This is a genomic window from Microcoleus sp. EPA2 (genome assembly GCA_020882975.1).
In the GTDB taxonomy this organism is placed as follows: domain Bacteria; phylum Cyanobacteriota; class Cyanobacteriia; order Cyanobacteriales; family Microcoleaceae; genus Microcoleus.
Genome location: JAHRFD010000023.1, coordinates 75,832 through 98,266 on the forward strand (window position 1 = coordinate 75,832; position 22,435 = coordinate 98,266).

The window sequence follows — 22,435 nt, forward strand, 5'->3', positions numbered from 1 at the left end:
GCAAATCGACTAAATTTTAGTAATCATCTCACAATTAAGTCAGGGGTTACATGACAATAATCACCTTTAATTGTGACCATACTCACTGCAACTATTTTGATTATAAATTTATAATTTACCCTGCTTCTTTTTCTAACACCAAAGTCACCGGCCCATCATTATCTATAGAGACTTGCATCTGAGCTCCAAACAAGCCTGTTTCGACTTTTAAACCGCTGGCGCGCAACTTTTCGACAAATTTGTCATACAGAATGGAGGCGGCTTCTGGGGGCGCAGAGCGATCGAATGAAGGTCGGCGACCTTTGCGGCAGTCGCCGTAAAGCGTAAATTGACTGACAACCAGCAACTCGCCACCGATGTCTTGTACGGATTTCTCCCAGCGGCCAGTGTCAGTGGCTGGATCGGGAAATAAACGCAATTCTAGGCATTTGCGAGCCATCCAATCTAGTTCTGCTTCGGTGTCGGTAGTGGCAATGCCTACTACCAGATTCAGTCCGTGGCTAATTTTGCCAATTATTCGATCGTTAACTTCGACTTGAGACGATTTGACTCGCTGGATTATGATTCGCATTCTGAATCGGTAATTGGTAATCGATAGAGAACTTACTTGTTTACTCGTTACCAGGCTAGAGTCTGGTAACGCATATCCAAAGGCTCTACCTCCTATTTTCGTTGAATAAAAGCGAGATAGATCCTCTAGACATTTCCAGGCTCTAGCATGGAAGTTGTACTGTGTAAGTCCTGTTGTCTTTATTTTTTGCCAAATCCTTTGCCGCGATTTGCTGAAGGGAGACAGAGACAGTTTTCGATTTGCGATCGCAAAGTTTCGATATCTAAACCTTGACCGATTAAGACAATCTGGTTTTTCCGTTCGCCTTTCCACTCATCATCATCGATGGAAAATCGCTTACCACTCAAGTGAAAAATATGCCGTTTGGGACTTTCTTCAAACCACATAATTCCTTTTGCCCGAAACACATTTGTAGGCATTTGGTGGTCTAAGAAATATTGAAATTTCCTCAGAGAAAACGGCTTGTCACTCTGAAATGAAAGTGAGGTAAATCCATCATTATCTAAATGGTCTGAATGGTCGTGATGAGCGTGGTCGTGATGGTCGTGATGAGCGTGGTCGTGATGGTCGTGATGAGCATGGTCGTGATGGTCGTGATGGTCGTGGTCGTGATGAGCATGGTCGTGATGGTCGTGACTGCTAGCAGTTTCTTCAGCTTGGAAATATTTGTCCGATTCAAACAATCCTACACTGAGGATGAGTGGCAGAGGAACTTGGGATTTTACTGTACGGAGAATTCGAGCGCCTTCTTTGACATCACGAATCTTAACTTCCAACAAATCTAAATCTGCTTCCTCAACCAAATCTGTTTTGTTGAGAACAATAATATCGCCATAGGCAATTTGACTGTATGCTGCTTGAGAATTGAATAAATCCAAGCTGTAATTGGAGGCATCTACTACTGTAACGATGGAATCGAGACGAGTCATGTCTCGCAATTCAGTGCCTAAAAAAGTTAAAGCTACTGGTAGCGGGTCGGCGAGTCCGGTAGTTTCTACTACTAAATAATCTAGATTTTCTTGACGTTCTAAAACTTTGTAAACTGCATTTACCAAATCTTCGTTAATTGTGCAGCAAATGCAGCCGTTGTTCAGCTCGACCATATTGTCTTCGGTGGTGACAATCAGTTCGTTGTCGATGCCAATTTCGCCAAATTCGTTGACTAAAACGGCGGTTTTCAAACCTTGCTGGTTGGTCAGGATATGGTTGAGCAGGGTTGTTTTGCCGCTGCCGAGGAATCCTGTAATGATGGTAACTGGCAAGCCGTGTTTGGGGGCGTCCATTACCTGCTCTGTCTCGGACTGATTAGTTGTAGATTGCATAGCTTGAATGTCAAATAAGGTCGATCGCTTCAATTTGTTATTCTTATTGTATCTTATTTTTTGTTATTGGTTATTGGTTATTTGTTATTGGTTATTTGTTGTTCGTTATTGGTTATTAGTTATTTGTTATTTGCGGTGTTCGCTCAGCTTAGGGTCGTCCTGCCCTTCGACTCCGCCGTTCCCGATCGTAGTCAAAAGGTTATTAGTTATTTGTTTTTCCTTAAGGGTTACTTGTCATTTTGCGGTTGTTAGTTATGTATTCTAATAACAAATAACCAATAACCAATAACAAAGAACTAATAACAAATAACTAATAACCAATAACTAATCACCAATTTGCTACTTCATAACTTGCCAATCCATAATGCGCCATTGTTCGTCTTGGCGAATCAAGTCGTAGCGAATACGGAGGTTTTCGTTACGGGAGGTAACTAGCTGTTCGCGATCGAACACTTCGGCTTTTTCGGTAACTTGGGCTTCGACTTCGGTCCGATCGGGATTAGTCGGATTTGTTGTTACCTTTGTAATTTCCAGCTTGTGTGTATAACGCTGGTGGGCGTTGTTTCGCTGTTGAGCTTCTGCCATCAATTGCCAGCGAGACAAAGCTGGTTCCGTCAGAACTTCCTTTAATTCATCGATAGCGTGATTGGGGCCGAGGGCTGCTGCTTTGGCGGAGAGCCAACTTTGAATGATTTGCTCCGCTGTTTCTTCTGTGACGGCGCCGGAGGCTGGCGCGGCAGGGCCTGGCTCTGGAGCGGCGGGGGCTAAGGGGGGAATTTCGATCGGTGGTGCTTCTAGGCTGACTAAGGCTTGTTCTCCTTGCAGGGATGGGCCTGAGAGAGCTTGGAGGATGCCACCTAAGATACTGAAAATCAACCACAGGATTAACAGACTCAGAAAACCAGCTACTAGCAGCAGAGCTAGCCGATTTCGAGGCATGGACTTGACTTGGGCTGAAAGTTGGGAGCCTAGTGTCCTGGCTCGATCGACTAAATTACCCATTGGCCCTGCACTACTCTTGGCACTGCGACGGGAGGAATGGGGGCGTCGGCGTTCTTGTGAGCTGGAGGAAGGGGGGTGTGCTGTGGGGGTAGCTGTCGAGTCCTGGGGGGTGGTTGGGGGGATAGGGGAGACTAGGGTATCCTCATATTTGGGGCTTTGCCCAGGGGGAGGTATGGTGGCGGGGCCAGGGGTCAAGGTAACAGTGGGCGATCGCCCTGTGATGGCTGGAGATGGCTGGAGTGAGCTAGTGAGTGTCGCTCTAGCTTGAGCCTTGGCAGTAGAGCGGGGTTGGGCTACAACCCACTCGTTGGCTGTTTCTGCATCCAGTGGCAAGGATTCCAGGTAGGCTTGTACCTTGGGATCGGCAAAGTAATCTTTTAAGGAAACTGACTGCTTTGCCAAGTCCCGGAAGTGCGGAAATACTTCTTCCTGTAGCCAGTGTTCGGCGTATAAGCACAGCCCTGGCAACAAATCGGGAGAATCCTGGGAATTTTCGCGAATGAAGGCGAGGGGTTCTTTTTCGGAACTGAGTTCTAGGGCTCTGCTGGCTTCTTCTGTTTGGCCCAGCAGCAGGGAACATACGGCTTTTTCGAGGTGGACGTCTTGGCGGCGGCCCAACTGCATCAGCATCAGCTTGGCGCGGCGGATCATGGAGGGCTGTCTGGCTGCAAATCCCTGAGCTAGTAGGGTGTAAACCGAGAGATAAGTGCCTACAGCGGAGGGGCGGCTAGCTTCTGCTTCAAATAGGGTCTGCTGCTCGCTGCTGGTTAGGTGTTTCCGCAGTTGCTGGACGAAGCGTAGGAAGTCTTCGATGCCCAATCCCGATCGATCGTCATCGGAACCATCTATCCCACCCCTTTCTTCCAGCATTTCTCGCAGGATTTTTAGTCCTTGACGACGTTCGGAGACTTTTTCTTCTGGGAGGGATAGTAATTGTAAGATGTTGTACGGACGGAGTTTGTATATATCGGTTTGCATTTCACCCCTCACGCTTGGAAATAGGCTTTCGCGCAGCAGCAGTTCTTGACCTGCGTCTAGTGATTTGGTGGCATTTTGGTATTGACCTTGTTGCCACTGTTCCCTGCCTAGTTCTAAACAGGACAGGGCGATGGTTAAAACTATGTCTGGTCGCACTAGCTGGGGGTCGCCGAAGCGCCCTTGTGCGATCGCAGAGCTGCCATTATTGAGATAGGGACGGCCCAGTTTCTGTACAAGTTCGTATTCTCCCAGTTCTTGCAGTACCAGCAGGACTCCTACGAACTGGTTGTCGTCGATTTCTATACTTGGAGTATGGGGGTCGGGAGTAGCGTCTAAAACCCCGGACTCTTGCCAGTCTGTTTCTGCTTCTTGCAGGACTGTGGCCGCGCCTGTCGAGGCTTTTAACCTCGGATTTTGGGCTAAAATCCCTGCTTCTGATTCGCGATCGTAAGTTTTGGCCAAAAAACTGGCATCGTAAGCTTTGCGCCCCTCTGAGTCTGACAAAACGGCGTAGGCTTCGTCGAGCAGTTGTTTACGGGCGACGATCGCCACTTCGGAATACTCCCTGCGTGGAAGTTGTAACGTCCGGTCGCGATGAGCTTGCTGCAACTGTTCGGCAGTAGCTTGAATCGGTAGACCTAGAATCCGATAATAATCTAGTGGAATTAGCACTGTCCACTTCCCCAAAGCGCTAGCAACTGAATTAGCCTATCTTAGGTGACGCTCCCATATCAAATCAAAATTGATCGGTTGGGCTTCTGACTCCTGTTATGGAGAGCGAAAACTTCCTTCCAGGTACTTCGTTTCCCTTGAGGGCATTTTAGAGTGAGGTGCGCGTCGGGCCCCACTGCTGACAGAATAGCAGTTTGTTCGTTCAGTCGCTATCCCCAACTAAGGGGGGGGATAAAAGCCGATTGACCGATTATTGGTATAGTTAGGGTCGTTGACCGATTATCAACAGTTTGCATAATACTTATCAGGTATTAATTATTTATGGTTCAGGAACGGACTTTACCAGCTTTTGACGCAACAAGCGTAAGTATTTCTCGTGATGAAGGTTTGATGCTTTACGAAGATATGGTCTTGGGGCGCTTTTTTGAGGACAAGTGCGCTGAGATGTATTACCGGGGCAAGATGTTCGGTTTTGTTCACTTGTACAACGGCCAGGAGGCTGTTTCTACTGGGGTGATTCGATCGATGCGCCGGGATGATACTGACTATGTTAGCAGCACCTATCGCGACCACGTTCACGCTTTGAGTGCCGGTGTGCCGGCGCGGGAGGTGATGGCGGAGTTGTTCGGGAAAGAAACTGGTTGCTCGAAGGGCCGCGGCGGTTCGATGCATATGTTTTCAGCCGAACACCGACTTTTGGGGGGCTATGCTTTTGTCGCTGAGGGGATTCCTGTGGCGACGGGGGCTGCTTTTCAATCTAAGTACCGCCGGGAGGCTTTGGGAGATCAGACTTCTGATGGCGTGACTGCTTGTTTTTTTGGGGATGGTGCTGCTAATAACGGTCAGTTTTTTGAATGTTTGAATATGGCGGCTTTGTGGAAGTTGCCAATTCTTTATGTTGTGGAAAACAATAAATGGGCGATCGGGATGTCCCATGAACGTGCTACTTCTGACCCGCTGATTTACAAGAAAGCTCATGCTTTTGGTATGGCTGGAGTTGAGGTTGATGGGATGGATGTTTTGGCGGTGCGAGAAGTGGCGAAAGAAGCTGTGGCGCGCGCGCGGGCTGGTGAGGGACCGACGGTGATTGAGGCGTTGACTTATCGTTTTCGCGGGCATTCTTTGGCCGATCCTGATGAGTTACGTTCTAAGGAAGAGAAGGAATTTTGGTTCCCTCGCGATCCGATTAAGAAGTTGGCTGCTGATTTGATCGATCGCGCTTTGGCTACGGCTGAGGAATTAAAGGCGATCGAGAAGAAGATTGAAGCAGTCATTGATGATGCGGTGGATTTTGCTGAAAAAAGCGCTGAGCCAGATCCCAGTGAATTGTATCGGTTTATCTATGCTGAAGATGAGTAGTCTTTAGATATATTTTGGGTTCCGTTGCAGCCACAGGTTTTAACAACCTGTGGCTGCACAATTTTCCAGCTTATATTGAAATTTAAATGCGGTGATTATTAATTTTTGCGAGTCCGCCTCCAAAGGCAAAATCTTGTACCATTGAACTTTGTAAAAAATCGTGGGGAAAACCCAATTCGATCGCACTGACTGCGTTTAATCGCTCCATTTGTTCCGGGGTTAATGCAAACTCCAAACAAGCCAGATTTTCTTGAAGTTGCGTGACTTTGCGGGAACCGATAATCGGGATTACTCCTACTGACTGCTGCCGCAACCAATTCAGGGCTACTTCAGAAGGTGATTTGCCGATTTCGGCTGCTATGCTGCTAACTTCTCCAGCGATTTTTAAGTCGCGTTCGCTAATTTTCCCTGCTGCTGTTGAATCCAATCGCTTGGCTTCGCTAGCGGTTTCGGAAGAGTTGTATTTTCCTGTCAGCAAACCGCCTGCTAGGGGACTCCAAGCAGTCACGCCAATGTCTAGGGCTTTTGCCATGGGCAGTAAATCTCGTTCGGGAGTTCGTTCTTTTAAGGAGTATTCTATTTGTAGACCGACAAATTGTGTCCAGCCGCGGAAATGGGCGATCGTATTTGCTTGAGAAATAATCCAAGCTGGTGTATCGGAAATGCCGATGTAGAAAACTTTGCCGGCGCGGACTAAATCGTCAAAAGCCCGCATGACTTCTTCGACTGGTGTTGTAAAGTCCCAAGCGTGTAGCCACAGTAAATCAATGTAGTCAACTTGCAGCCGTTTCAAGCTGGCTTCTACTGCTTGCACCATGTTTTTGCGGTGGTTGCCGAAACCGTTGACTTCGCCATTTTTCATGTTCAGACTGTATTTGGTAGCTACTACCCATTTTTCGCGATCGGCTGCAATAAAATCGCCCACATATTTTTCGCTAGTACCGTTGGTGTAGAGATTCGCAGTATCGATGAAATTGCCACCTGCTTCTGCAAAGCAATCGAACATTTTGCTGCTTTCGTCGTAGGAACCTCCCCAACCCCATTCTTCCCCAAAAGTCATAGTCCCTAGACAAATTTCGGAAACACGCAATCCGCTGTTACCCAAGAGTTTGTATCTCATATCACTATCTAGTTAGTTGTTGACTGTTCATAGTTTAGATCTAGATTTATCAATAAAGGGAGAAGTAATATTTTCCCTTGATTAGATTTTGATTGAATAGAAGTATTCCCGATAATCTAGATTATGTCATCTATCTTGAGAGGGGTATTTATGAAACTAATTCCACAAAAAACCTCAACTAAAGATATAATAAATTAGGTAGCTAAATTTACTTTTTAGCGTTATGTTTATAAACAGATTATTTACCAAAATAGGTGACTCTCTTGGCTGACATTGTTGATACTGCCGTTCAGGCTGGTTCTTTCACAACCCTAGTTGCTGCGGTCAAAGCTGCTGGTTTAGTCGATACCCTCAAAGGCCCTGGCCCTTTCACAGTGTTTGCGCCTACTGATGAAGCTTTTGCTAAGCTTCCTGAAGGTACTGTAGAGGCTTTGCTTAAGGATATTCCGAAGCTGACAAAAATTCTGACTTATCATGTTGTCTCTGGCAAAGTGATGGCTGCGGATGTGGTGAAGTTGACTTCAGCTACTACTGTAGAAGGTTCAACGGTGAAAATTGATGCTTCTAATGGCGTCAAGATTAATGATTCTACTGTTACAACACCAGATGTGGCTGTTGATAACGGTGTTATTCATATCATTGATACTGTTTTGCTTCCTGCGTAAGCTAAGGTTGGAATTGGTGAAATACTAATTTTCAATCGAATTAAATACAGCAGAAAGCGTCAAAGAATGGCACTGCTATTTCATGTCAAATTAAGTATTTGACACCTATATTTCTTGATAGTAAGCGACCTGGTGAAGGGTGTCGCTTACTTTTTTATTTAATCAAACTCTGTTTACCCATTACCAATTACCCATTACCAATTATCAATTACCAATTACCCATTACCAATTACCAATTTTTTAAATTTGTCGAGTTCGTTCAAGTAAACTGATTCAGAGGACGAATAGCGAGTTATACTCCTAGTACCAAGACTGCGCCGGTCAAATAACCGCCAAATCACAGCTTATGAGCAACACTGCCCCTTCTGAGCGAGCCCCCAACAGCCACGAAGCAAAAAAACTCAGTTTCTCGACCAAATTAGCTTACGGTGCGGGAGACCTGGGCCCAGCTATCACGGCGAATATTCTCGTATTTTTCCTATTATTATTTTTTACCAGTGTGGCTGGTTTGGCTCCTGGTACTGCTAGCAATATTTTACTGATTGGTAAGGTTTGGGACGCTGTAAACGACCCGATTGTGGGGGTTTTGAGCGATCGCACCTCTCACCCCTGGGGCCGTCGGTATCCTTGGATGGTATACGGTGCAATTCCCTTTGGGATTTTCTTCTTTTTGCAGTGGATTGTTCCTAGCGACAATCCAACCATACTGTTTTGGTACTATGTAATTATCGCGATTCTATTCAATACTGCTTACACGGCTGTTAATCTGCCCTACACTGCACTTACCCCAGAATTAACCCAAGATTATAACGAACGCACTAGCCTCAATAGTTTTCGGTTTAGTTTCTCTATCGGTGGCAGCATTCTGTCACTAATTTTAGCCCAAGTTATCTTTGCCTTAGTTAAAGACAATACCCAAAAATACATAATATTAGGTGCTGTCTGTACGGTGATTTCAGTATTACCTTTATATTGGTGCTTTTTGGGAACTCGTAAACACGTCTTTGCTCAACTTGCAGAAAATCCTGTAGTAGAAGATGATTCTACATCGTTGCCGTTGAAAGAACAGTTACGGATTGCATTTAATAATCGCCCTTTTTTGTACGTGATTGGCATTTATCTCTGTTCTTGGTTGGGAGTGCAATTAACTGCTTCTATTTTGCCTTATTTTGTGATCGACTGGATGAAACTGCCGCCAGCAGCTTTTACCCAAACTGCGATCGCCGTTCAAGGTACTGCACTGGCTATGTTGTTTGTTTGGAGTAAAGTTAGCGAAAGATACGGCAAAAAAGCTGTATATTTTATGGGCATGAGTTTGTGGATTATTGCCCAAGCTGGACTGTTTTTCTTGCAACCAGGACAAGTAGGATTGATGTATTTCCTGGCAGTGATGGCTGGTGTGGGAGTTTCTACTGCTTATTTGGTACCTTGGTCGATGATACCGGATGTAATAGAACTGGATGAGTTACAGACTGGACAAAGACGCGAAGGTGTGTTCTATTCGTTTATGGTGTTGTTACAAAAAATTGGATTGGCGATCGGTTTGTGGTTTGTGGGGCAGGCCTTAGAAGTAGCTGGATTTCTACCTACAGTTCAGGGACAGGAGCCACCCATACAGCCTGATTCTGCAATGTTTGCGATTCGAGTGGCGATCGGACCTTTGCCAACAATTGCTTTAATTATCGGCATGATTTTAACATATTTTTATCCAATTACTCGCGAAGTTCATGATGAAATATTGTTGAAACTCAAAGAAAAAAAAGCCGAGAATGAAATGGGCTAAGAAGAAGGAAGAAGGAAGAGGGAAGAAATAAGAAGCAAGAAGGAAGAAGACTTATGTAGTCAGCTTGGGAGCATCCAGATCGTATAATGATTTATGGTGAAATGTTGTAGATGCACTTGACACCGAAGCTGTTCCTTGGGAAGGAAATTCAATTTACCAATGGGCGATCGGGATTGGCAGGAAATGTGACTGTAAAAGTAGTGTTGCCATTGCCGCTTTCAACTTCTATTTTCCCCTCCAATTGTTCGACAAGTTTTTGGGCTAAAGCTAAACCCAAACCAGTGCCACCTTGTTTCCAGGGGTCGGCATTGGGAACGCGATAAAATTTCTCAAATATCCGAGGTAATTCCTCTTTGGGAATTTCCGATTCATTTCTGACGGTAAATTCAATTTCTGGTTTTAAAACACTTGCTGGTTTTCCTGGTCTCTTTTTGATACCTTTGGACTTCACCCTGAGAGCAATTTCGCCTTCATTGGCGGTATATTTGCAGGCATTATTTAGGAGTTCTGCTAAAATTCTGCCCAAACTAGCGCGGTTTGAGTTGATAGTGGGGAGGTTGGCTGGGAACTCTACTACTAAATGTTGGTGGCGGTTTTGGGCGCGGGTGTAGAAGGGTTCAATAATGTTAGGTAGCCAGACTTGTAAGTTTACTGGTTCGAGGTCGATGGGACAAGCTGCTGCTTCTAGTCGCTGCAAATCTAGCAAAGCATTGATGAGGTCTGTTTCTCTAGTGCATTCTTTTTCCAAAATTTCTAAATAAACTTGGCGTCGTTCTTGAGTCGGAGAAACTTTCAGCATATGAATAGCCATTTTCATATTAGCTAAAGGTGTTCGTAGTTCGTGGGAAACTGTGCTGAGAAATTCATCTTTGATGATGTTTAAGTGCTGGAGTTCGTGAACTTTTTGCTGCAATTCGGCGGTGCGTTCTTGAACTTGGCGTTCGAGGTCGGTGTTGAGGTTCTGCACTTGCTGGTATAGTTGGGCTTGTTGAATGGCGATCGCCACTTGAGTTGCCAGTTGCAATAGCAAATCGACTTCTGAAGACTGCCACTGTCGAGATTTGGAACATTGGTGAACGCACATCATCCCCCACAAATTGCTGTCTTGTAAAATGGGTACTATTAAATAAGCTTTGATTTGTGCTTTCTGGAACCTCGCATATTTTTCGGCACTCAAAGTAGCTTGGTCAATCTGGGGAACCGCATAAATTTGTTGATCCTGAACCGATTCACCTTCTTGCCACATAGTATCTGGAAAAATTTCTCCCAATATTGAAGACCAATCTTCGGCTACTGATTCTGCCACTACAATCCCGGAATTGCTCGATTCTAAATGCAGGATGGCTACTCGGTCTGCTTGCAAAACTTGCCGCACTTCATCGACGCTGGCGTGGAGAATTTCTTCGAGGTTTAGGGATTGGTGAATCCGCAAAGCAATCTGAGTCAAAAGTCGATCGCGCTGTACTTGTTCGTGGAGTTTGGCGGTTCGTTCCCGCACCTGTTGTTCTAGTTTGGTATTCCGGCTTTGGAGTAGTTCGACTTTTTCGGCTTGGAGTTGATAAACAGAGTGCTGCAACTGTTTGACAACTCTGTACATTTCTGTTGGGTCTAGGACTCTCAACAAGCTAGTTTGGGTAATAATTCCCAACAGTTCTCCCCGTCCTCCGCACACCACTAATCGCTGCACTTGTTCCTGCTGCATTTGTTTGTGGGCCGTCCACAGGGAATCGGCTGGTTTGATCAGTAGCAGGGGAGTGACCATGACTTTTTGAACTGCGGTTTTCTCGAAATCTAGTTCGAGAAACTGTGCTTGTACAATGTCATATTCGGTAATGATGCCTAGGGGTTGCTGAAAAGAATAGTGAAAAATGGAGGTATGGTCATTTTTGGGTTTCTCCATTGTTAATTCTTTATTTTTGGTAATTACTACGCAACTAACTTGATGTTGTGACATTAGTTGCGCTATGGTCAACAGCGATGCGGTGTGGGGTGCTGTGATGGGCGTAGTCATTAATTCTGCGACTCGCCGCAATTTCAGAATATTGGAAGGTTGTAAGACTTGCCGAATTCTTTCCCTCGTCAGGACTCCTACCAAGTGGCGGAATTGATTGACGATCGGCAAATAGCGAATTCCGTGTTGGCGAAATAAGGATAAAGCGGCGAACACGTCTTGATCGTCGGATTCTGTCAGGGAGACTGACGCGGGGGACATGACTTCGGAAATCGGTATTTTGCGAAGGGCTACTTTTTTCTGAGTGTCTATTTTCCCAGAAGCGATTAGCCGTACTAGGTCGGCGGGAGTTAATATTCCGATCAATAGCCCTCGACTTGGGTTTTCTGATAAATTTCCTGCGGCGGCCATTTGGTGGTTATGCACCACCAACACGCATCGTGCCCGCATTTTTTCCGATGGTCCTAATTCCTGTAATACCCCGCGGTCTGAGGGTAAAGGTGTCTTGGGTAGGGGACAACTGTTTTGCAACTGACTCATCAGCGCGATCGCCACTACTAAGGAAGTGTCTGGTCCAGCAGTTAGGGGGTAGCGGTCGATCGCTTGTTCTAATGCTGAGGAGTAAAAAGGCGGGTGGTAAAAGGGCATAGTACATCGCGGGTTGTCGGAACGCAGCTAACTGCTAATAGGCGTTTTGTCTGTTGTGTAACACCAACCTAGGGCGGAAATTTTCCAAGTCACAATCACAGACAGCCGACGCTAATTTATGATTAGCAATCATCCCGGAGATTTTCCCATCTTCGAGCCGAATGCGAGTAGACTTCCGGCTAATCTCCGTTGTGGTTTTCTTGCATAAGTTTCGCCGTTGGTTGGCGAATTCGAGCATTTTACTTGGCAATTTAGCCGTAAAATTTATGAGCTTTTTTAGGGGGGATGACCCCTAAGTGATGGTTTCCGATTTGCTGGTTACGGTTTCTCCACTGCATTTTACTCAATTTTTTTATCGATCAAATTATACACAAATTTGAATAGGTATAACCTCTCTAAAGTCATAAGATACAGACAATTATAAACAGGTTTTTGACTGCCGATCGACGATCGCCTATAATGAAAACCAGGGAAATGTAAATTTTTACTAAAATTTGACCGCTAATGACAACTTTAAGCTTAACGGAAATTGCAGCCAAGTTAGAAAGCCAAAATTCAGCCGATCGGATGGTGGCTTTGGCTAACTTGCGGAATATACCCGCAGCCGTGGCGGTGCCTTTGATTAAAAAGGTTTTGAACGACGAAAGTTTGCAGGTGCGATCGATGGCTGTGTTTGCTCTGGGGATCAAACCCACGGCAGAATGCTTTCCCATTCTAGTCAAATTGCTAGAAACTGACCCTGACTACGGGATTCGTGCTGACGCTGCTGGTGCTTTGGGCTACCTGGAAGATATTAGAGCTTTTGACGCCTTGGTGCGGGCTTTTTACGAGGATACCGAATGGCTGGTGCGCTTCAGTGCTGCGGTGTCTCTGGGGAATCTCAAAGATCCGCGGGCTCGTGATGTGTTACTGAAAGCTCTCGAAAGCGAACAAGTGGTGATTCAGCAGGCTGCAATTTCAGCTTTGGGGGAAATTAAGGCAATTGAGGCGATCGATCGCCTGCTGAATTTTGCTCAGTCAGAAGATTGGCTAATCCGTCAGCGGCTAGCCGAAGCCTTGGGAAATTTAAATAGTCCCAAAAGCATTTCGGCCTTGAAATATTTGGCAAAAGATAGCAATTCTCAAGTATCTGAAGCGGCAACTATTTCTCTCGATCGTTTGTCGAAAGCAGAGCAATAAGTAGAAGATCGATGTGAAGAGGGAAGAAGATCGATGTGAAGAATAGCAAGCCAGTAAGCTTTTGAGCGATTTGGATCTTGCATTTAATTAGGTGGACTTACTTAATAGATACTGAATGTTCAAAATCCGCTAATTCTAGCGCGATCGCTTGCTCCAAAACTTCTCGATCTACTGCGCAAATATTTCACCCTGGTCGCAACAGGGAGGATCGGGATTTTATTAAGTTAGAAGCAATTGGGATAGAGATGGATACCACTGAGTATTTTATCAAAAATGTTGGTAAAATACTCAGTATCTTCATAAAATTTATAGAGCCTTGAGTGAAACCACAATCTATTATTTAAGCTGCGATGGCAAATCGCAAGTTAAGATAGTTGTGGAGATTCTTCATTTTACCAAACCCAGCCATGAATCAACTACCGAATCCCTTTAACTCAAATCCATCCAATCCCCTAGACCCCTTAAATCAAGAACCAGATAGACTCGACGATGCGGATGGAGAATTGCCAAAACGCTACCACCCAGCCACTAAAAAAACTCTGCAAAAATTGTTCATTATCCTGATAGTTAGTGGGGCAATTATTGGGGGAATTTTATCTATTGGTGTGCTGTCGCTCATGCAAAAAGCCGGATTGACTAATGTTCCACCCAGAGTAGAGAATTCTAAATAATTGATGGTGAAAAATTCTACAATTACACCGGATTTAGGAGAAAAATCCCCCTTTTCGGCTAAACTAATTGCTGCGGGGTTTCACGCGCTTTCTGACCCCCTGCGGATTCAAATTTTGGAGTTGCTGCGCCAACAGGAGTTGTGTGTTTGCGATTTGTGCGATCGACTTTGTGTCTCTCAGTCTAAACTCTCTTTCCACCTTAAAACTTTGAAGGAAGCAGCTTTAGTCCGCAGCCGCCAAGAAGGCCGCTGGATCTACTACAGCCTCAATCTAGTTCAGTTTCTCGCCCTGGAACAGTACCTGTCGGACTATCGGCGCTTTAGCCAGATCCTACCAGCCCGCCAGTGTTTCGAGGCAGATTAACCCATCAACATTTCTTAATGTATTTATTGCCTGTTTGTCTTCTACCATACTTGACATATCAAATTTTGTTGATATGATACAAATGTACTCTTAGTTATGGGATTGAGTGGAGTCAATGAACCCAGCAAAAAAGCCCAAGGTTTTCGCACTTGGTATAATTGCTTTGACGATCGGGCTTCTCAACTCCTGCGGACAAGTCCAGTCGCAAGACTCGCAAAGTATTAAAATAGACGGTTCCAGCACTGTCTATCCAATTACGGATGCGATGGCAAAAGAATATCAAAATACGAATTCCAAAAAAGCATCAATTACTGTTGAATTTTCCGGCACTGGCGGTGGATTTAAAAAGTTTTGTGCAGACGAAACTGACATCAGCAATGCCTCGCGCCCCATCCGTCCAGAGGAAATGGAAGCCTGCAAAAAAGCTGGCATCCGCTACTACGAATTACCGATCGCCTTTGACGCCCTCACAGTAGTAGTCAACCCCAAAAATGACTGGGTAAAAGATATTACTGTAGAGGAATTGAAAAAACTTTGGGAACCAGCGGCCCAAGGAAAAATTACTAGCTGGAATCAGATTCGACCCAATTGGCCAAACCGACCGATAACCCTTTACGGTGCAGGTAAAGATTCCGGTACATTTGACTACTTCACAGAGGCAACAGTAGGTACTGCTAAAGCCAGTCGCACCGACTATACAGCTAGTGAAGACGATACAGTTTTAGTGCAAGGAGTTATTAAAGACGAAAATGCTTTGGGTTACTTTGGATTTAGCTATTACGAAGACAACCAAAGTAAATTGAAAGCTGTAGGTATTGACAGAGGCAAAGGAGCAGTATTGCCCTCCCGCGAAACTGTAGAAAAAGCTCAGTATCAGCCCCTAGCAAGACCTCTATTTATCTATGTCAACTACCAATCGGCTCAAAGTAAAGTAGAACTACGAAACTTTGTAGAATTCTACATGAAAAAAGCCCCTACCTTAGTTAGTTCTGTGGGTTATATTCCTTTACCAAAAGAAGGATATCAACTGATTTATCAGAACTTCTACAATGGCAAAGTAGGGACTGTTTTTGGTGGCAAAGCTCAGCTTGACTCGACGATTGGAGAGTTATTGAGGCAGCAGGCAACTTTTTAGGTATCGGTGGTCATCTGTCAAATGTTTTAGTTTGTTAGCTGTGAATCTTGATTGGTAACTAAAATCTAACAACAGAGGTAAACTTATCCCGGAACGACTCAATGTTCAAGTCAGTTTATAAGACAGCAAGCAGCTTGTTATCACCGGAGTGCAGGAGAGAAGCGATCGCCGAATTTATAGGTACATTTATTCTGGTGTTTGCAGGCACGGGCGCGGTGATGGTGAACCAAATTAGCCAGGGTGCGATCGCTCATTTAGGCATTAGTTTTGTCTTTGGAGCCGTTGTCGCCGCCATGATTTATGCTACGGGTCATATTAGTAGCGCTCACCTCAATCCGGCTGTAACATTAGCTTTCTGGACCAGCGGGTTTTTCCCAAAAAAACGTGTTTTGCCTTATATTTTAGCCCAGTGTACCGGGGCGATTGCAGCTTCTCAACTGCTGCTAATTACTTTAGGAAAAGTAGCCAATCTCGGTGCAACAGTTCCTCTCAATGGTAACTGGTTACAGTCTCTAATTTTAGAAACAGTATTGACTTTTATCTTAATGTTTGTTATCCTAGGTTCAGGATTAGATAGACGCGCTCACATCGGATTTGCGGGCATAGCAATAGGCTTAACTGTAGGATTAGAAGCTGCATTTATGGGACCAATTACCGGAGCAAGCATGAATCCAGCACGCTCTCTCGGTCCAGCTTTAGTTGGTGGCATTTGGCAACACCATTGGGTTTACTGGGTGGCTCCGATTTGGGGAGCACAATTAGCAGTAGCAGTTTATCGGGAACTGTCTAACGGATTTCGGGATTTTAATTGAAAGCATCATGACAAGTTTTACCCACAAACCCAGAATTTTGTTTTTGTATGGCTCTTTAAGAGAGCGTTCTTACAGCCGTTTGTTGGCAGAAGAATGTGCAAGAATTATTGAGGATTTCGGGGCAGAAGTTAGGTTTTTTAATCCTCTGGAATTACCGATTTATGGTAGTGTTCCCGATACCCATCCCAAGGTTCAAGAGTTGCGGGAATTGAGCCTGTGGTCGGAGGGTCAGGTATGGTCTAGTCCAGAAATGCACGGCAATATTACGGGCATTATGAAAAACCAAATTGACTGGATTCCTTTAAGTATGGGGGCCGTAAGACCGACTCAAGGTAGAACTTTGGCGGTGATGCAAGTTAGCGGCGGTTCCCAGTCTTTTAATGCAGTCAATACTTTGAGAATATTGGGTCGTTGGATGCGGATGTTTACGATTCCTAATCAGTCTTCTGTTGCTAAGGCTTATCAGGAGTTTCATGAGGATGGAACTATGAAAGATTCGCCTTTTCGCGATCGGGCGATCGATGTCATGGAGGAATTGTACAAGTTTACTCTGTTGTTGCGGGAGGAAGTTGACTATTTGACCGATCGCTACAGCGAACGCCAGGAAAAAGCGGCCAAAGAGGCGATCGCCCTTGCAAATCGCGCCCTGGAATTACCTGGCGATTGAAATTACCCGGCGATTGAAATCGCGGGTACAGAAACAAAACCCGCCAACGCGGGTTGAAGAATCAACAATTTCTCTTCAGTCCACCTTCGTGGACTTCGGTTGTGCAGCCGCGGTTTCTAACCGCCGGGGCCCTAACTAACAACTAACAACTAACAAATACCATGAAGAAAGTAATGTTTGTCTGCAAAAGAAACTCCTGCCGATCGCAAATGGCAGAAGGATTTGCTAAAACCATAGGAGCCGGAAAGATTGAAGTCACCAGTTCCGGGTTAGAATCAAGCAGAGTTCATCCGACAGCAATTCAAGTCATGTCAGAAATCGGCATTGACATCAGCGATCAAACATCGAATCCCTTAAACGAATTCCATGCAGAAGACTACGATGCCGTAATTTCTCTGTGTGGCTGCGGCGTGAATTTACCAGAAGCGTGGGTATTGCGAGAAGTGTTTCAAGATTGGCAACTAGACGATCCCGACGGACAACCAATCGAAACATTTCACCGCGTCAGAGATGAAATTAAAGCACGAGTTGAGAAATTAGTGGATTCTCTAAAATAATACCATTTCTCTAAAATCCTACAACAATCTTTGACCCCCCCTAACCCCCGCTTATAAAGGGGAGGGACAAGACTGTGGATTCTCTAAAATAATACCATTTCTCTAAAATCGTACAACAATCTTTGACCCCCCCTAACCCCCCCTTATAAAGGGGAGGGACAAGACTACTGTTGCATTCTTTTTTAAAATTGGTATAAGATTAAACTCCTGCACTCACGGGTGGTTAAAAACCGGGCTGTTTTTCGAGAATATTTCGTTACAGCCCCCTTCTAGGGCAAAAAAAACTGGTTTATTTGGTGTTGATGCGTCCAGGATTACGATAATCTATGCTAAATTATCAGAGGCATTCCGTCAGAAAGCCTCTAAATCTGTTGTGAACATCCACCAACCAGACTAGCACATGATTCAGACAGCAGTTACCCCTTTCAAAAATAAACTTCAGTCAGCTTTAACTAAAAAGCAGATTACAGTTTTACAAATTAATCTGGGCAAACGCTGCAACCTGGCTTGCACTCACTGCCACGTAGAAGCTAGCCCCAAACGAACAGAAGAACTTTCCCCGGAAATTTGCGACCAATTAATTCAAATCATTCGCCATTTTCCTCAAATTCAAACTGTTGACCTCACCGGCGGTGCTCCAGAGATGCTTTACGGTTTTAAACCGCTGGCGGAAGCAGCCAGGGCGGCAGGTAAAGAGGTAATTGTTCGTTCTAATTTGACGATTTACTTTGAAAAAGGTTTTGAGGATATTCCCAAATATTGCGCGGATCGCCAACTCAGAATTGTGGCATCGCTTCCCTGCTACCAAGCTGATAATGTTGATAAAATGCGTGGCAACGGTGTTTTTGACCGTTCGATTTTGGCGCTACAAAAGCTAAATCAGTTGGGATATGGCAAAAACCCAAATTTGATTGTGGATTTGGTCTACAATCCGCAAGTTCCGACCACAGATAAGTTTTCGCTAACGCCACAACAGGGAAAGTTAGAGGCAGATTATAAGGTTTATTTAGCGGAACATTTTGGGATTTGTTTTAATCAATTGTTCGCGATTACTAACTTGCCGGTGGGACGGACTAAGTTTCATTTGGAACATCAGAAACTGCACAAGCCTTATCTGGGGTTTTTAGAGGATAATTTTAATCCCGGTACTCTAGAACATTTAATGTGTCGCAATGAATTGTCGATCGACTATTTGGGCAATGTTTACGACTGCGATTTTAACCAAATGGAAAATCTGCCAGCTAAAACTAGCAGTGGTGAACTCATTACAGTGGCTAAATTGTTAGAATCTGGGAGTCTAGATTTGATTCCAGAGGTGCAAACTGCTAGTTATTGCTATGGTTGTACGGCGGGTTCAGGTTCTAGTTGTGGTGGTACTTTGATTTGAGAAGAAGTCACTCCCCCCAAGGGGGGAAATTCAGGAAGATGGCAGAAATTATGCGGGATGGCTAACGCCCAATGCCCATGTTATTAAGAATGGAGAGTTGAAATAATGAATGATTCTCGATCGCCAATCCCAGACAATCGACAACCATCAAATAAGTGGAAGTTGATTTTAGTGGTGGTTTTAATTGTAGCATTGATTGTAGGAGCCAAGTTTTTTAACTTTCAAATAATTCTGCAAAAAGCCTTGGAGTCGATCGCCAGTCTTGGCCCTTGGGGCCCAGTAGCTTTTATTCTAATTTACATTGTGGCCACACTTTTGTTTATTCCTGGTTCGTTGCTGACTTTAGGTTCTGGTGTTTTATTCGGAGTATTTGGCGGTTGTGTTTGCGTTTCCATCGGCTCGATTTTAGGTGCAACTGGTGCTTTTTTAACAGGGCGATATTTAACTCGCGACTGGGTTTCTCAGCAAATACAAGGAAATGAAAAATTTCAGGCGATCGACTCCGCAGTTGCCTCTGAAGGATGGAAAATAGTCCTACTCACTAGACTTTCTCCAATTTTTCCATTTAATTTGCTTAACTATGCCTTTGGGGTGACACAGGTATCTCTCAGAGACTATTTTTTCGCATCTTGGATCGGTATGATTCCCGGAACAGTGATGTATGTTTATATCGGTTCCTTGGCTGGAAGTTTGGCGGCACTGGGAACCCAAGGGCGATCGCGCACCGCTGCTGAGTGGCTGCTGTACGGTATTGGTTTGGTAGCAACGATCGTTCTTACAGTTTACGTAACCCGCTTTGCCAAAAAAGCTTTAGAGGAAAAAATATCATCTTGAATCAATAATCATGAATGAGTATTATTGTCAATAAGTATTTACCCTTAATTAAAATTGTATTTTCATTAAGAAAACTCCGTATTTTTTCTGTGTTATTTCAAATTATTTTGTTATACAAACGAGAGAGAGCCTCCCATATTACCTAAAGTAACAATTAATTCTAAAATCTAAAATCTAAAATCTACCGACTTCAAAGAGAAAAATTGACGATGCAAAACCCAGCAAATCAAGCCTGCGCTGTGTCTGCACAGCCTCCCAAGCAAACAAAAAAGCTGCGCCACTTATGGCAAAACATCGGCATCAGTGCTCGATGGCGCTGGCAGCAACTGCACAGCCTTTGGGAACACAGACGACATCGCCGCCACTTGCTGACTCTGCTAATTCTGGGTGGCACCGCTTTAAGTATTAGCACCACTGCTTGCATCAGCTATTTTTTTGTTCGCGGACTAATACTTGATAATTTAAAAGAAATAGCACTATTAAAACTAGAAAAAGGTAGCGATGAAATCGATAACTGGCTCAGCAGTCGCAAAGCAGAAATAGAAACCATCGCTTATTCTCCCACTATTCGTACTCTAAATTGGACATTAGCAGAACCTGTTTTACAAGGAGAAACCTACAGATTAAAAGAATATTTTGTCCTGTCATTGATTCAAGCAAATGGGTTGGTGCAAAACACTTTAGGTACTACCACAAACAGCAAAGACCGCAAACATTTTCAAATAGCCATGTCGGGAAAAGTCAATGTTTCTGACCCCTTGGTAGGCCGAAGCACAAAGCTTTCTACAATCATCATTGCCGCTCCCATTTGGGCATTGCCTCCAACTCCCAACAAAGCAATTGGAGTGATTGCAGGCAGCATCAAAGTAGACCGAGTAGCAAAGGTGGCGAAAAGCTTGTACTACGGTTCAGAAAGTTATGCTTTTGCGCTAAATTCCCAAGGAGTCCCCATTGTACACCCCAACAATAATTTAATTGGAAATATAGACGAACCAGCTCCAAGTTTTTTAAAATCACCAGACCATGCACTAGCAGCAATTGCGCGTAAAATGACCGATCGCCAAACGAATATAGAACTGGTAAAAATAGATAAAAAATGGGTTTATGTAGCCTATACACCCCTCCATGAAGTTAACTGGTCAATGGCTTTAGTAATTCCCCGCGAAAATATTGAATCTCAACTACAAGCCTTAAATTTGTTGACTTTCGTTGCTGGTGGACTGCTGGGTCCGGCAATGTTAGCAGCCATTTGGGTAATTTACTCCTCGGAAAACAATCGGGCTCAAGCTGAGCGAGAAGCCATGTTAAACCGGATTTCTGGACGCATTCGTGCTTCCCTGGAATTAGAGAAAATCGTACAAAGTACAGTGGAAGAAATAGTAATTTTGCTACATTTAGAACAAGCCGGATTTGGTTGGTACGAACCGGAACTAGAAATGTTACAAATTATGTGGGAATGTTGCAAATCCGAGCATCCAAAAACCCTAAAACAGTTTGCTCCTTACTGCGTAAATAGTTTGTCACTGCGGCTAGAAAAAAGCGAGCCCATTATGCTGCCTGCTGACAGTTGGCCACAACCAGAAAATTCACATTTACAATTAAAAGGTAACACTTATTTAGCTGTACCAGTCCTGACTCAAAGTCAGTCCGACGGTTATTTAATTTGCAGTCATGCTAGTCACTGGTTTTGGAGTAAAGAAGAAGTTCAATTATTAAAAGCTGTAGCAGACCAACTGGCGATCGCCATTACTCAAGCTCATCTTTACAGCCAAACTCAAGACCAAGTAAAACTACTCAACAGCACCTTAACTGAACTCAAAAAAACTCAAACTCATTTAGTGCAAAGTGAAAAAATGTCATCCCTAGGTCAAATGGTAGCCGGGATAGCCCACGAAATCAATAACCCTGTCAACTTCATTTTTGCTAACTTGCCCTATACCACAAAATATACTACCAACTTATTGGAATTGGTGAGTTTATACAAACAAGCTTTTCCAGAGATTCCCCCGGAAATTGAAGATTTTGCCACAGAAATTGAGCTAGATTTTATCGAAGAAGACTTGCCACAAATGTTGAATTCTATGAAAATAGGAACAGAACGGATTCGCAATATAGTGCTTTCCTTACGCAACTTTTCTAGACTAGACGAATCCGACAAAAAACTAGCCGATATTCACGAAGGTATTGATAATACCTTGCTGCTGCTATCCAATCGGATTAAAAATGGAATTTATGTAGTCAAACACTACGGAGATTTACCCTTAGTAGAGTGCTATCCTTCACAGCTAAATCAGGTTTTTATGAACTTGCTGAGCAACGCGATCGATGCTTTGTTTGAGAGCAATCGCCGGGATAAAATTATTACTATTTCTACAGCATTGCTAAGAGAAAATGGTGCTAAATTTATCAAAGTGGCGATCGCCGATAACGGTCCGGGAATTCCTGAGAAAATTAAAAATCAAATTTTCAACCCGTTTTTTACGACTAAACCCGTGGGCAAAGGCACAGGTTTAGGGTTAGCGATTAGCTATAAAATTGTAGTTGAGGGACATGGTGGCACCATCAATATTTCTACACCTCCTGGCCGTGGCACGGAATTTTCAGTAAAAATTCCTTTTCATAAGGGACAGCAAGAAGCCAGAAGCAAGAAGGAAACCCCACCCTTGGGGGGGACAAGGGGGGAAGGAAGAAGAAAAAAGGAAGAAGTCAGTAGTCTGTAGTTGAAGTTCCTTGCTATTGGCTAGGATGAAAAAGTTAGT

Annotated in this window: 18 protein-coding genes; 13 read left to right on the forward strand and 5 right to left on the reverse strand. The window is 44.3% G+C overall.

Going from position 1 to position 22,435, the window contains the following annotated elements; all coding sequences use genetic code 11:
* Positions 1–115: 115 nt before the first annotated feature.
* The 3 genes from dtd to AAFP14_RS19215 all read right to left on the reverse strand — a co-directional run bounded on the left by dtd (position 116) and on the right by AAFP14_RS19215 (position 4,545).
* On the reverse strand, positions 116–571 hold the full coding sequence (dtd, locus tag AAFP14_RS19205; protein WP_341733814.1) for a D-aminoacyl-tRNA deacylase: 456 nt from the start codon (positions 569–571) through the stop codon (positions 116–118).
* A gap of 179 nt (positions 572–750) precedes the next feature.
* Positions 751–1,893, reverse strand: a complete 1,143-nt coding sequence (locus AAFP14_RS19210) for a CobW family GTP-binding protein (protein ID WP_341733815.1) — start codon at positions 1,891–1,893, stop codon at positions 751–753.
* Positions 1,894–2,232: 339 nt separating this feature from the next.
* Positions 2,233–4,545, reverse strand: coding sequence for an IMS domain-containing protein (locus AAFP14_RS19215; protein ID WP_341733816.1), 2,313 nt, complete (start codon positions 4,543–4,545; stop codon positions 2,233–2,235).
* A gap of 321 nt (positions 4,546–4,866) precedes the next feature.
* Here AAFP14_RS19215 and pdhA point away from each other — a divergent pair, with 321 nt between their 5' ends.
* Positions 4,867–5,904: a pyruvate dehydrogenase (acetyl-transferring) E1 component subunit alpha gene (gene pdhA / locus AAFP14_RS19220; RefSeq protein WP_341733817.1), complete on the forward strand. Its 1,038-nt coding sequence runs from the start codon at positions 4,867–4,869 to the stop codon at positions 5,902–5,904.
* Positions 5,905–5,986: 82 nt separating this feature from the next.
* Here the strand turns inward: pdhA and AAFP14_RS19225 are convergent, their stop codons facing one another.
* A complete protein-coding gene (locus AAFP14_RS19225) occupies positions 5,987–7,024 on the reverse strand; it encodes an aldo/keto reductase (protein WP_341733818.1) in 1,038 nt (345 codons plus the stop codon).
* 263 nt (positions 7,025–7,287) lie between these two features.
* On the opposite strand from AAFP14_RS19225, the gene AAFP14_RS19230 reads away from it, so the two are divergent.
* Together AAFP14_RS19230 and AAFP14_RS19235 are read left to right on the forward strand one after the other, a co-directional pair.
* Positions 7,288–7,689 carry a fasciclin domain-containing protein gene (locus AAFP14_RS19230; RefSeq protein ID WP_341733819.1) on the forward strand — a complete coding sequence of 134 codons (402 nt, stop codon included), beginning with the start codon at positions 7,288–7,290 and terminating at the stop codon, positions 7,687–7,689.
* Positions 7,690–8,035: 346 nt separating this feature from the next.
* The gene (locus AAFP14_RS19235; protein ID WP_341733820.1) at positions 8,036–9,472 is read left to right on the forward strand and encodes an MFS transporter; all 1,437 of its coding nucleotides are present in this window, start codon (positions 8,036–8,038) and stop codon (positions 9,470–9,472) included.
* A 148-nt stretch (positions 9,473–9,620) separates the two neighbouring features.
* Here AAFP14_RS19235 and AAFP14_RS19240 read toward each other — a convergent pair whose 3' ends face one another.
* Entirely contained in the window at positions 9,621–12,071 is a 2,451-nt protein-coding gene (locus AAFP14_RS19240) for a CBS domain-containing protein (protein WP_341733821.1), read from the reverse strand.
* Positions 12,072–12,575: 504 nt separating this feature from the next.
* Between AAFP14_RS19240 and AAFP14_RS19245 the strand changes: the two genes are divergently transcribed.
* From AAFP14_RS19245 to AAFP14_RS19290, 10 genes are all read left to right on the forward strand, one after another.
* A complete protein-coding gene (locus AAFP14_RS19245) occupies positions 12,576–13,250 on the forward strand; it encodes a HEAT repeat domain-containing protein (RefSeq protein WP_341733822.1) in 675 nt (224 codons plus the stop codon).
* Between the two features lie 407 nt (positions 13,251–13,657).
* Complete coding sequence (locus tag AAFP14_RS19250; RefSeq protein WP_341733823.1) at positions 13,658–13,921, forward strand: hypothetical protein; 264 nt, start codon at positions 13,658–13,660, stop codon at positions 13,919–13,921.
* Positions 13,922–13,924: 3 nt separating this feature from the next.
* Positions 13,925–14,284, forward strand: a complete 360-nt coding sequence (locus AAFP14_RS19255) for an ArsR/SmtB family transcription factor (RefSeq protein WP_341733824.1) — start codon at positions 13,925–13,927, stop codon at positions 14,282–14,284.
* A gap of 115 nt (positions 14,285–14,399) precedes the next feature.
* A complete protein-coding gene (locus AAFP14_RS19260; protein ID WP_341733825.1) occupies positions 14,400–15,419 on the forward strand; it encodes a PstS family phosphate ABC transporter substrate-binding protein in 1,020 nt (339 codons plus the stop codon).
* A gap of 101 nt (positions 15,420–15,520) precedes the next feature.
* Positions 15,521–16,231 carry an MIP/aquaporin family protein gene (locus tag AAFP14_RS19265; protein WP_341733826.1) on the forward strand — a complete coding sequence of 237 codons (711 nt, stop codon included), beginning with the start codon at positions 15,521–15,523 and terminating at the stop codon, positions 16,229–16,231.
* A gap of 7 nt (positions 16,232–16,238) precedes the next feature.
* Positions 16,239–16,898, forward strand: a complete 660-nt coding sequence (gene arsH / locus AAFP14_RS19270; RefSeq protein WP_341733827.1) for an arsenical resistance protein ArsH — start codon at positions 16,239–16,241, stop codon at positions 16,896–16,898.
* Positions 16,899–17,059: 161 nt separating this feature from the next.
* Positions 17,060–17,455, forward strand: coding sequence for an arsenate reductase, glutathione/glutaredoxin type (arsC, locus tag AAFP14_RS19275; protein ID WP_341733828.1), 396 nt, complete (start codon positions 17,060–17,062; stop codon positions 17,453–17,455).
* A gap of 400 nt (positions 17,456–17,855) precedes the next feature.
* Positions 17,856–18,842, forward strand: coding sequence for an arsenosugar biosynthesis radical SAM (seleno)protein ArsS (gene arsS / locus AAFP14_RS19280; RefSeq protein ID WP_341733829.1), 987 nt, complete (start codon positions 17,856–17,858; stop codon positions 18,840–18,842).
* 105 nt (positions 18,843–18,947) lie between these two features.
* Complete coding sequence (locus AAFP14_RS19285) at positions 18,948–19,676, forward strand: TVP38/TMEM64 family protein (RefSeq protein ID WP_341733830.1); 729 nt, start codon at positions 18,948–18,950, stop codon at positions 19,674–19,676.
* A 209-nt stretch (positions 19,677–19,885) separates the two neighbouring features.
* Positions 19,886–22,396, forward strand: coding sequence for an ATP-binding protein (locus tag AAFP14_RS19290; RefSeq protein WP_341733831.1), 2,511 nt, complete (start codon positions 19,886–19,888; stop codon positions 22,394–22,396).
* Positions 22,397–22,435: the final 39 nt, after the last annotated feature.

Bases quoted from the DNA above. Each gene is read 5' to 3' on its own strand.
- AAFP14_RS19255 (WP_341733824.1), top strand. From the start codon at position 13,925: ATGGTGAAAAATTCTACAATTACACCGGATTTAGGAGAAAAATCCCCC.
- arsC (WP_341733828.1), top strand. From the start codon at position 17,060: ATGAAGAAAGTAATGTTTGTCTGCAAAAGAAACTCCTGCCGATCGCAA.
- AAFP14_RS19245 (WP_341733822.1), top strand. From the start codon at position 12,576: ATGACAACTTTAAGCTTAACGGAAATTGCAGCCAAGTTAGAAAGCCAA.
- AAFP14_RS19235 (WP_341733820.1), top strand. From the start codon at position 8,036: ATGAGCAACACTGCCCCTTCTGAGCGAGCCCCCAACAGCCACGAAGCA.
- pdhA (WP_341733817.1), top strand. From the start codon at position 4,867: ATGGTTCAGGAACGGACTTTACCAGCTTTTGACGCAACAAGCGTAAGT.
- AAFP14_RS19260 (WP_341733825.1), top strand. From the start codon at position 14,400: ATGAACCCAGCAAAAAAGCCCAAGGTTTTCGCACTTGGTATAATTGCT.
- arsS (WP_341733829.1), top strand. From the start codon at position 17,856: ATGATTCAGACAGCAGTTACCCCTTTCAAAAATAAACTTCAGTCAGCT.
- AAFP14_RS19240 (WP_341733821.1), bottom strand. From the start codon at position 12,071: ATGCCCTTTTACCACCCGCCTTTTTACTCCTCAGCATTAGAACAAGCG.
- AAFP14_RS19265 (WP_341733826.1), top strand. From the start codon at position 15,521: ATGTTCAAGTCAGTTTATAAGACAGCAAGCAGCTTGTTATCACCGGAG.
- AAFP14_RS19285 (WP_341733830.1), top strand. From the start codon at position 18,948: ATGAATGATTCTCGATCGCCAATCCCAGACAATCGACAACCATCAAAT.
- AAFP14_RS19225 (WP_341733818.1), bottom strand. From the start codon at position 7,024: ATGAGATACAAACTCTTGGGTAACAGCGGATTGCGTGTTTCCGAAATT.
- AAFP14_RS19290 (WP_341733831.1), top strand. From the start codon at position 19,886: ATGCAAAACCCAGCAAATCAAGCCTGCGCTGTGTCTGCACAGCCTCCC.
- dtd (WP_341733814.1), bottom strand. From the start codon at position 571: ATGCGAATCATAATCCAGCGAGTCAAATCGTCTCAAGTCGAAGTTAAC.
- AAFP14_RS19210 (WP_341733815.1), bottom strand. From the start codon at position 1,893: ATGCAATCTACAACTAATCAGTCCGAGACAGAGCAGGTAATGGACGCC.
- AAFP14_RS19250 (WP_341733823.1), top strand. From the start codon at position 13,658: ATGAATCAACTACCGAATCCCTTTAACTCAAATCCATCCAATCCCCTA.
- arsH (WP_341733827.1), top strand. From the start codon at position 16,239: ATGACAAGTTTTACCCACAAACCCAGAATTTTGTTTTTGTATGGCTCT.